This window comes from uncultured Henriciella sp. (assembly GCF_964005855.1).
Taxonomy (GTDB): domain Bacteria; phylum Pseudomonadota; class Alphaproteobacteria; order Caulobacterales; family Hyphomonadaceae; genus Henriciella.
This window is the reverse complement of record NZ_CAXFSW010000032.1, coordinates 1-10,015: the sequence shown is the minus strand read 5'-3', so window position 1 is coordinate 10,015 and position 10,015 is coordinate 1. Positions and strand designations below refer to the sequence as shown.

10 protein-coding genes are annotated in these 10,015 nt (G+C 61.9%); 9 read left to right on the top strand and 1 reads right to left on the bottom strand.

Translation table 11 applies throughout. The features are described 5' to 3' along the window. Nucleotides 1-74: 74 nt before the first annotated feature. Nucleotides 75-842, bottom strand: coding sequence for an alpha/beta hydrolase (locus tag ABNU55_RS15350; RefSeq protein ID WP_290753237.1), 768 nt, complete (start codon nt 840-842; stop codon nt 75-77). Nucleotides 843-871: 29 nt separating this feature from the next. Between ABNU55_RS15350 and ABNU55_RS15345 the strand changes: the two genes are divergently transcribed. The 9 genes from ABNU55_RS15345 to pheT all read left to right on the top strand — a co-directional run. Next, nucleotides 872-2,164 carry a glycosyltransferase family 4 protein gene (locus tag ABNU55_RS15345; protein ID WP_290753235.1) on the top strand — a complete coding sequence of 431 codons (1,293 nt, stop codon included), beginning with the start codon at nt 872-874 and terminating at the stop codon, nt 2,162-2,164. After that, a complete protein-coding gene (locus tag ABNU55_RS15340) occupies nt 2,161-3,195 on the top strand; it encodes a glycosyltransferase family 9 protein (RefSeq protein ID WP_290753233.1) in 1,035 nt (344 codons plus the stop codon). The genes ABNU55_RS15345 and ABNU55_RS15340 overlap by 4 nt, the downstream gene beginning before the upstream one ends. Before the next feature lie 60 nt (nt 3,196-3,255). Continuing rightward, complete coding sequence (infC, locus tag ABNU55_RS15335; RefSeq protein ID WP_290753287.1) at nt 3,256-3,798, top strand: translation initiation factor IF-3; 543 nt, start codon at nt 3,256-3,258, stop codon at nt 3,796-3,798. A gap of 177 nt (nt 3,799-3,975) precedes the next feature. After that, nucleotides 3,976-5,070, top strand: coding sequence for an AI-2E family transporter (locus tag ABNU55_RS15330; protein ID WP_348764560.1), 1,095 nt, complete (start codon nt 3,976-3,978; stop codon nt 5,068-5,070). Between the two features lie 155 nt (nt 5,071-5,225). Continuing rightward, nucleotides 5,226-5,426, top strand: coding sequence for a 50S ribosomal protein L35 (rpmI, locus tag ABNU55_RS15325; protein WP_290753228.1), 201 nt, complete (start codon nt 5,226-5,228; stop codon nt 5,424-5,426). 50 nt (nt 5,427-5,476) lie between these two features. After that, nucleotides 5,477-5,842: a 50S ribosomal protein L20 gene (gene rplT, locus ABNU55_RS15320; protein ID WP_290752880.1), complete on the top strand. Its 366-nt coding sequence runs from the start codon at nt 5,477-5,479 to the stop codon at nt 5,840-5,842. 91 nt (nt 5,843-5,933) lie between these two features. Then, a complete protein-coding gene (gene pheS / locus ABNU55_RS15315; protein WP_290752883.1) occupies nt 5,934-7,007 on the top strand; it encodes a phenylalanine--tRNA ligase subunit alpha in 1,074 nt (357 codons plus the stop codon). 15 nt (nt 7,008-7,022) lie between these two features. Then, complete coding sequence (locus ABNU55_RS15310) at nt 7,023-7,643, top strand: hypothetical protein (protein WP_290752886.1); 621 nt, start codon at nt 7,023-7,025, stop codon at nt 7,641-7,643. A gap of 3 nt (nt 7,644-7,646) precedes the next feature. After that, on the top strand, nt 7,647-10,015 hold a 2,369-nt coding region (pheT, locus tag ABNU55_RS15305), incomplete at its 3' end, for a phenylalanine--tRNA ligase subunit beta (protein WP_348764559.1).

Genomic DNA, 10,015 nt, shown 5'->3' with positions numbered 1-10,015 from the left:
GAAAGCGAAGGCTTTCTCGGCCGCGTCAAGAAGTTCTGGGACGGTATGACGGGCGAGGATCAGCAGCGCCCGAACTAGGCGCCTGCCTCACCTTTCACCGCGATTGCGATTTCTGCGCAGGTGGCTTTCAGCCGCGCGATGTCCTGCGGGCGTGACAGCCTGTGGTCGCCATCCTTGATAAGCTGAAAGACAAGGTCTTGGCTTGTCATCGCCGTCACCAGTTTTTCGGCATGTTGCCACGGCACATCCGGGTCCTGCATGCCCTGAAGGATGCGGACCGGGCCATCGAATTTGATCGGCTTGTCCAGAATTGACCAAGTCTTGCCATCCTCGATCAGCGCCCGCGTAATGGGGTAGGGGTCACCATAATCCGATGGCCGAAGATGCTGGCCCTTCTCCATGATCTGGACTTTCGCCGCTTCGTCGAATTCCGGCCACATCAGTTTTTCGGTAAAATCCGGCGCGGGCGCGATCAGCACCATACCTTTCACGCGCTCTGGTAGTGCCAGCATCGACAGAAGTGCCATCCAGCCACCCATGCTGGAGCCGACGAGCACAAGGTCGCCTGATGTCTGTGCGGTTATCGCCGCAATCGCATCTTCGCGCCAGGCGCTGATTGTGCCGTCCTCGAACCTGCCACCGGACTGGCCGTGTCCGGAATAGTCGAAAGCCAGGAAGCCATGTCCCTGCGACCTCGCCCAGGCTTCCAGCTCCGTCACCTTGCCGCCCATCATGTCGGACTTGAAACCGCACAGCCAGACAAAGGTCAGGCCGCTCGACCCTTCCGTGACGCGGTAGGCGATCTTGCGCCCCTGCGGGCTCGTGAAAACATCTCTCGTCATGGGGCGATGCCTCCCGCGGGCTGCAGTTAATGTCAAGCAAGTGGCTTGGCGTTTCAGGGCGGAACGCGCTAGAGCGGGCCGATGACGCGATGGTGGCCCTTGCGGGGCAGCCTGTGGAGAGAGAGACTGCGCGCATGACGGAGACGGCGCTGCCAGACCTGCGCAGCAGGACGATTCTGCAGATCATACCCGAGCTTTCTGCCGGGGGCGCAGAGCGTACGACGCTGGAAGTCGCTGAAGCCATTATGGAGGCTGGCGGCCGCGCGATCGTCGCCAGTGAAGGTGGCCGGCTTGTGCCAGCGCTGGAGGCGCTGGGAGCTGAACACAGGACGCTGAAGCTCAGCTCAAAGAATCCAGCGGTCATTATCTCCAATGCCGGAAAACTCGCCCGCCTCATTGAGGAGACCGGCACCGATCTTGTCCACGCCCGCTCGCGCGCCCCGGCCTGGAGCGCGCTCTGGGCAGCGCGGCGGACTGGCACGGCTTTTGTGACAACTTATCATGGGGCCTATTCAGGGCGGTCCGCGCTGAAAAAAGTCTATAATTCGGTCATGGCGCGCGGCGATGTCGTTATCGCCAATTCCGAATGGACGGCCGATCATGTGCAGGACACCCACGGTGTGACGGGCGACCGGCTGGTCACCATTCCGCGGGGTGTCGATTTCGATGTCTTCGCGCCCGGGAGCGTTTCCGAAGACCGGGTGACCGCAACCCGCCGCGCCTGGCAGATCGAGGCGGCTGACCCGACCGTTCTTTTGCTTCCTGGCCGTCTGACCAGCTGGAAAGGCCAGCGCGTCGCCATTGAAGCCATGGCCCAGGTGGATGAATCGCTGCGCTCCGGCGCCATCCTTGTCCTTGCCGGCGATGCCCAGGGACGCGACGATTATGTTGACGAACTGGAGCGGGCGATTGCCGAGCTCGGCCTCGAACATGCTGTAAGGATTGTCGGCCATACAGAGGATATGGCGGCTGCCTATATGGCCAGCGATATCGTTCTGGCCCCCTCCACACGCCCTGAAGCCTTTGGACGGGTCGCGGCCGAAGCGTCAGCCATGGGCAAGCCGGTGATCGTCGCAGATCATGGTGGCCAGCGCGAAATCATCGAAGACCGCCGCACGGGGCTCAGGGTTGAGCCGGGCAGCCCGGCATCGCTCGCCACGGGAATCGGCGCGCTGCTTGCATTGGATCCCGCTGAAAGACAGTCGCTTGGCGAGGCGGGCCGCGTCCATGTGCGGGAGCGGTTTTCCAAGCGCGGCCTGCAGGCGGCAACCTTGTCTGTTTACAAGCGTGTCTTTGACGCACGCGAGGAGAGGCAGAAGTGAGCAGAAGCGTGAACCCTGGTGAGAATGCCAGGCGCGTCCTTATCATCAAGCTGAGCGCACTGGGCGACTTCGTCCTGGCGCTTGGGGCCATGCGCGCGATCCGCGCCGCCCATCCGAAAGCGCAGCTAACCCTGCTGACCACGCCGCCCTATGAGGCACTGGCCAAGGCGACCGGCTTCTTCCAGAAAATCGAGACCGATGGCCGCCCGGCCGGCATGAAAGCGACACGTGAGCTTATCAAGCGCATTCGCAGCCAGCGCTACGATGTCATCTATGACCTGCAGACCTCCGGGCGCACGGCGAACTATTTCAAGGCCCTGAACATGCCTTTCCGCAACCCGCCGCTCTGGTCGGGCCATGCCCGGGGCGCTGCCTTTGAGCATAAGGATCCGGCGCGCGGAAACATGCACAGTATCGACCGGCTTGCCGCCCAGCTCGAAGTAGCCGGAATTGGGCCGCAGCGTGTGGGCGGGGCGTGGCCGCCCATGCCGGACATGTCATTTGTGCGCCGCTCCCTGGGCGATACGCCGTCGCTGCTGCCCGAATATTTCAGCCTGCACGGCCCCTATGCGCTGATGATCCCGGGCGCGTCCAGCCATCGCGCCGCAAAGCGCTGGTCGCCGGAAAACTATGCCGGCCTTGCCTCGCGCATTGCTGAATCCGGCGTGACACCTGTCCTCATTGGCTCGAAAGCCGAGTCAGAAATCGCCCAGACCATCAAGTCCTCAGAGCCGCGTGCCAAGAATCTCGTCACCCGGACCAGCCTCTTCCAGATCGTTACCCTGGCAGAAAAGGCGCTGTTCGCGGTCGGAAATGATACCGGCCCCATGCACATGGCGGCACTTTCCGGCTGTCCGGGCGTTGCCCTTTTTGCAACAAGCGAGAGCGATCCTGACAAGGCCGCGCCGCGCGGGTCGCAGATTATTATCTGCGAAGCCCCGACGCTCGACGAGCTCAGCGTGCGTGACGTCTGGCAGGCCGTTCAGATGCTTGGTGTCATTCCTGGCCGCGAACGGGTCGGGCAATCTTGAAAATAATGCCTGTTAGAGGCATATTACGGCACTGTTTTAACTGCTCGAAGGAGAAGAGCCATAGCACGTAGACCGCATGCGGCACCGCCATCCAAAAGAAACACTGGGCCGCGCACAAATAGGGACATCAAGGCAGACAAGGTTCTGCTGATCGACGAACATGGTGAAAAACAGGGTGTTATGCCGCTTATGGCTGCCCTGGACGCAGCTTCTGAAGCTGGCCTCGACCTTGTTGAAGTCTCGCCCAACCAGGACGTCCCGGTCTGCAAGATCATCGACTATGGCAAGCTTCGCTACGAAGAGCAGAAGAAGAAAGCCGCTGCGAAGAAAAAGCAGAAATCGGCTGAGCTCAAAGAAATAAAGATGCGCCCGAATATCGACACCCATGATTATGAGGTGAAGACACGGTCGATGACCCGCTTCTTCGAGGAAGGCGACAAGGTCAAAGTGACTCTCCGCTTCCGCGGCCGCGAGATGGCTCACCAGCATCTCGGCATGGAGCTGCTCCAGAAGGTCAAGGAGGAGTTTGAGGAAGTCGCCAAGGTTGAGCTTGAGCCAAAGCTCGAAGGCCGCCAGATGACCATGGTGATGGCGCCGCGTTAGAAGCGGGCAAGCGGGCTTCTCAGAACAGCACGCGCACCCCGGCGGGAACATTCCGGCCTCATAACCGTCATGTAGCAGACGCCCGGCCTCCTGCCGGGCGCTTGTCATGCTGTGAACACCGGTTTCTCCCTGGTTTCGTTACCGCGGCGCCGGCAACAGAGGCCGAAACGGACGTCAATGGCCAGCCCAAAATCTGCCGACCGCCGCGCGCTTGACCGCGTCTTCATCACCCGCTCTCTTTTCATCCTCGCGGCGATCATGCTCGCGATGGTCCTTGTCGAACTGGCGAGTGTGCTGGTTCTGGTCTTCGGTGCCGTGATCGTCGCCGTGTTGCTGCGCGCGATCATGGATCCGCTTCGGCAGCGCACGCCCATGCCGGCTCCGCTCTGTCTTGCTGTATCAGTCGTACTCGTTGCCGGCAGCTTGATCGGCGTCGGCGTATTCTTTGGTTTCAAGTTCACCAGCCAGGCCGACGAACTGCTCACCATTCTGCCTGAACGGATCAATGCGCTTCAGAACAGTCTGCAAGCCTCAGAACTTGGCCGCATGGCGGCTGACATGTTTCCGGCCGGCCCGCAGGCGATGGACATTGCCCGTGGCACACCATCCTTCCTCGCAAGCGCCTTTGGCGGCACGGTCAGTATTATCGTCGTTCTGGCAGCCGGTCTGTATCTCGCCGCCCATCCGGCGCGCTATCGCGATGGCCTCGTCATCCTTGTCCCCGCCCACCAGCAGGAGCGCTTTCGCCATGCCCTCAATGCCAGTGGACGCGCGCTAAATGGCTGGTTGATCGCCCAGCTGGTCTCGATGACGGTTGTGGGCCTGCTGACATGGCTCGGTCTCACACTGATCGGTGTTCCGGCCGCTGTCGCGCTCGGCATCTTTGCCTTTGTTGCGCAATTCGTCCCGATTGTCGGTCCGATTATCGCAGCGGTGCCGGGGATTCTCGCGGCCTCATCGGTCAGTCCGGAAACTGCGCTGTGGGCCGCTGGAGTCTATGTGCTCGTACAACAGCTGGAGTCCAATCTTATCACCCCTTACGTCCAGCAGCGTGTGGTCTCGCTCCCAATGGTCCTCACCATGTTTTCGGTGGTTACGTTCAGTGCCCTTCTGGGCTTTGTCGGCATGCTGTTTGCGACGCCGCTTGCGGTCGTCGTCTTCGTCCTTGTGAAGATGCTCTATGTAGAGGACATGCTGGGCCATGACATCAAAGTGGCGGTCGAACAGGAAACCAGCGGGACCAGGGATTCCGGAGATGACGCGAAAAGCTGAATTGAACGCAGCGCCAGCGGGTCTGGCACCTTGATTCCTGCCCCCCTTTCCGTCATAAGCGCCCTCTTTCGAGCACTGCGGGCCAGAACGGCATGCCTGCGGGCTCATGAACGACTAGACAGTGGTCGCCTCGCGCGTCCCGACAGGAGATCGAAATGCCGAAGATGAAGACCAAGAAGGCCGCTGCGAAGCGGTTCAAGTTCACGGCCACAGGCAAGCTCAAGCACGGCGTCGCCGGCAAGCGTCACCGCCTGATCAGCCACAACGCAAAGTACATCCGCCAGAACCGCGGCACCAAGCCGGTGGCCAAGGCTGACGAGTACCGCGTCAAGAAGTACCTGCCCTACGGCCTGTAGGCCGGAAGCAGACCGAACTCGAACCGTATTTGAACTAGCAGGAGGCCAAGATGCCCCGTTCACGCAATAAAGTGCCGGCACACGCCCGCCACAAGAAGATCACCAAGGCAGCCAAAGGCTATTATGGCCGCCGCAAGAATACATTCCGCACGGCGCACGCCGCTGTGTGGAAAGCCGGCCAGTATGCCTATATCGGCCGTAAGCAGAAGAAGCGGACCTTCCGTTCGCTCTGGATCCAGCGCATCAATGCTGCTGTCCGCATCCACGACGAAGAGCTGACCTATTCGCGTTTCATCGACGGCCTGACCAAGGCTGGCATCGAAGTGGACCGCAAGGTGATGGCCGACCTCGCCGTCAACGAACCGGATGCCTTTGGCGCCCTGGTGGAGAAGGCCAAGGGCGCGCTCGCAGCTTAAGCGTTCCGCTTTTCGCATTTCTCCGCTATTTCCGACCGCCAAGGCGGGGCGGAAAAGCCCCGTTTGGCCTTAAACCCAACGGGGCTTTTTCATGTCTGAGACTGACAAGATCGAGAAAGAGGCGCTGGACGCCATTTCCGCCGCCGGCGACCTCGCCGCGCTGGATGGCGTGCGCGTTGCCGAGCTTGGCAAGAAGGGGCGCATTTCCGGCCTCATGAAGACGCTTGGCGGCATGAGCCCCGAAGAGCGTCAGGAGATGGGGCCGAAGCTGAACGGCCTGCGAAACCGCGTGCAGGACGCCGTCGAGACCCGCAAGTCAGAGCTTGAAGAAGCCGAGCTGGAGAAAAAGCTCCAGACCGAGCGGATAGACATGACCCTGCCGCCGCTGGCCGCGCCTGAAGGCCGGCTTCACCCGGTCATGCAGGTCTTCGAGGAAATTGCGGCCATTTTCGGCGATATGGGGTTCACCGTCGCGGAAGGCCCGGACATTGAGGATGACTGGCACAATTTCACCGCGCTGAACTTCCCCGAAGGCCACCCGGCGCGCGAAACCCATGACACCTTCTTCTTCGACCCACAGGAAGGCGCCGCGCCCAAAGTGCTGCGCACGCACACCAGCCCCGTCCAGGTGCGGGTCATGGAGACGCAGAAGCCGCCAATCCGTATCCTCGTGCCGGGCCGGGTCTATCGCAATGACTGGGATGCCACCCACACGCCGATGTTCCATCAGGTCGAAGGCCTGGTGATCGAGAAGAATATCCATATGGGCCACCTGAAAGGGTGCCTGATTGATTTTGTCCGCGACTTCTTCGAGGTCGACAATGTCGAGGCGCGCTTCCGTCCGCACTTCTTCCCGTTCACTGAGCCATCGGCGGAAATGGATGTGAAATACACCAAGGTCGGCGACTCGATCGAGATCGGCGCGGGCGACAGCTGGATGGAAATTCTCGGCTCCGGCATGGTCCACCCGAACGTGCTGCGCAATTGCGGCATCGACCCGGACGAGTATCAGGGCTTCGCCTTCGGCATGGGCGTCGACAGGCTGGCCATGCTGAAATACGGCATGCCTGACCTTCGCCCCTATTTCGAGGCCGATGCCGGCTGGACGCGCCATTATGGCTTCCGGCCCTGGCTGTCGCCCAGCGTGTCCGGTGGACTGAGCTAGAAGGCAGGACGGGCCATGGGCAACGGGAACAAGGCTGAAATGCTGATTGCGGTCTGCGCGGTTGTGACCAGCGCGATTGCCGTCTTCATTGCCTGGGACCAGGGCCGTGTGATGCGCGCCCAGCAGCATGGCGCTGTCTATCCCGTGGTCCAGATCGAGGGGTTCGTTTCGGCAACACCCGAGACCTCCGCCATGGGTATACGCCTCTCCAATAGCGGTGTCGGCCCGGCTCTGATCGAGCGGGTGGACGTGCTCAAGGATGGTGATCCGGTTGAGGATCTTGCGCCCTATGCGGCCGCCTTCCCCCCCGGCTATCAGCAATCCTGGTCAAGCCTGATCGGGCGGGCCGTCGCGCCCGGCGATTCTATCACCCCGCTACGTGTCGACTGGCCGCGCGGGGAAGTAACGCTTGAGCAGCGCAATGCCGCCGCTGCGGTGTGGAGCGAGCTCGATGTGGAAATCTGCTACTGTTCTGTCTTCGACCGCTGCTGGACGGCCCGCGGCCTTGGTATGGGCGTCAGCATGACCCGCGCTGAACCGGTCAAACGCTGCGAACGCAGTGAAAAAGATATCTTCGAGGACCTCGCAGACGATGTGCGTGCGCCTCAAACCGAACCGATCCCGGAAGTGGAATAGACGATGAAATTCACGCTCTCATGGCTGCAGGACTATCTCGCGACCAAGGCGCCGCTTGAGGATATCCTTGAAACAATGCTCAAGGCCGGCCTCGAGGTCGAGCATGTCGAGGACCCGGCTGAAAAGCTGTCTGAATTCACCGTGGCCCACGTCACGGCAGCAGAGCCACACCCCGACGCGGACCGGCTGCGCGTCTGTACCGTCGAGACAAAGGACGGCACCAGGCAGATCGTCTGCGGCGCCCCGAATGCGCGCGCCGGCATGACAGCCATCTACGCGCCGCTCGGCACGTATATTCCAGGCCTCGATTTCTCGCTGGATAAAAAGCCCCGCAAGATTCGCGGCATCGAAAGCTACGGCATGCTCTGCTCGACCAAGGAGATTGAGGCAGGCGAGGACAGTGACGGCATTGCCGACCTTGAGGGCGACTGGCCCGTCGGCACACCGGCCGCCGAAGCCCTGGGTCTCACCGACAAGATCATCGACTTCGAAGTGACCCCCAACCGGCCGGACTGGCTGGGCGTGCAGGGCATTGCCCGTGATCTCGCCGCCGCCGGTGCAGGGCGTTTCATCGAAAACCCCATCAAGAAGGTCGAAGGCAGCTATGATTGCCCGGTCGACATCCAGCTTGAAGCGCCAGAGGCCTGTCCGGTCTTCGCTGGCGCCCTGGTGCGGGGCGTCACGAATGGGCCGTCGCCCGAATGGATGCAACAGCGTCTGAAAGCGCTCGGCATCACCCCGCGCTCGCTTCTGGTCGATATCACCAATTATATCTCCTATGACCGGGCACGCCCGCTCCACGCCTATGATGCAGCCAAACTCAAGGGGGCTGTCACGGCCCGTCTCGGCAAGGCGGGCGAGAAGCTCGAAGCCATTGACGGCAAGACCTACGACATCGGCGAGGAGATGTGTGTCATTGCCGATGAGAGCGGCCCAATCGGCCTTGGCGGCGTGATGGGCGGACAGTCGACGGCGGTCAGCGCAGAAACAACGGACGTCTTCATAGAAAGCGCGTGGTTCGATCCGATGCGCACCGCGCGCACCGGCCGCGATACCGGCATCATTTCCGATGCCCGCTACCGGTTTGAGCGCGGCGTTGATCCGCAAAGCTGTATGGATGGCCTCAATTTCGCGCTCATGCTCATCAAGGAGTATGGCGGCGGTGAGGTCTCGCACGCAAAAGTGGCCGGCCAGCCGCCAGCGCCCCAGCCCAAGGTTCTGTTCGACCGGCGCGACGTGCCCCGCCTGACAGGGCTCGAGACCAAGGCTGCCGATCTCAAAAAAATGATGAAGGATCTCGGCTTCGGTCTCGAGGACACCGGCGAGGCCTGGTATCTCACCATGCCAAGCTGGCGCTTCGACATTGAACAGTCCGCCGACATCGTCGAGGAGGTCGCGCGTCTGACCGGCTATGACCAGCTACCGACCCAGTCGCTGCCGATACCTGAAGGCGGGCGCAAATCGCTCGTGACGCCGACGCAGGCGCGTATCCGTACAGCCCGGCGTGTCATGGCCGCACGCGGCTTTCTGGAGACGGTCACCTGGTCCTTCATGCCCAAGGCGCAGGCAGAACTTTTCGGCGGTGGCAGCAATGCGCTGACCATCTCCAACCCGGTCGCAAGTGAACTCAATCAGATGCGCCCCACTATCCTCGCCAACCTCGCCGTCGCTGCTCAGCGGGGCGCGGACCGCGGCGAGCGTGAGATGCGCCTGTTCGAGGCCGGGCCGGTCTATCTCGGCGATGGGCCCAAGGATCAGCGTAATGTGGTCGCGGCGCTGGTGCGTCCTGTCGCTGCCCGTCACTGGAGCGGCGCAGTCGCACCCTATGATGCCATTGCCGCAAAGGCCGACCTCTTCGCGCTCCTCGCTGAACTCGACCAGCCGCCGGAACGCTTCCAGATTGAGGCGCCGCGTCAGGCCCACTGGCACCCCGGCCAGTCCGCCTGCCTGAAGCTCGGGCCGAAGATCACGGTGGCCCATTTCGGCGCGCTGCATCCGCGCGTGCTGAAGTCGCTCGATGTCGATGGGCCCGTCTACGCATTCGAACTGAACCTCAACGCCCTGCCGATGATGAAGGCCAAGGCCACCAAGACACGGCCCGTGCTCCAGCGCGCCGACCGGACCCCGATCCGCCGCGATTTTGCTTTCGTGGTCGATGAGGACGTGCCAGCTGCAGACATCGTCCGGCAGGCCCGCGCAGGCGACAAGAAGCTCATCACCGCGGTGGATGTCTTCGACGTCTATCAGGGCAAGGGCATCGAGCCCGGCAAGAAGTCGGTGGCCATTGAGGTCACAATCCAGCCGGAGGGTGAGACGTTAAAGGACAAGGAAATCGACAAGATCGCCGAGGCGGTCGTCGCCAATGTTTCCAA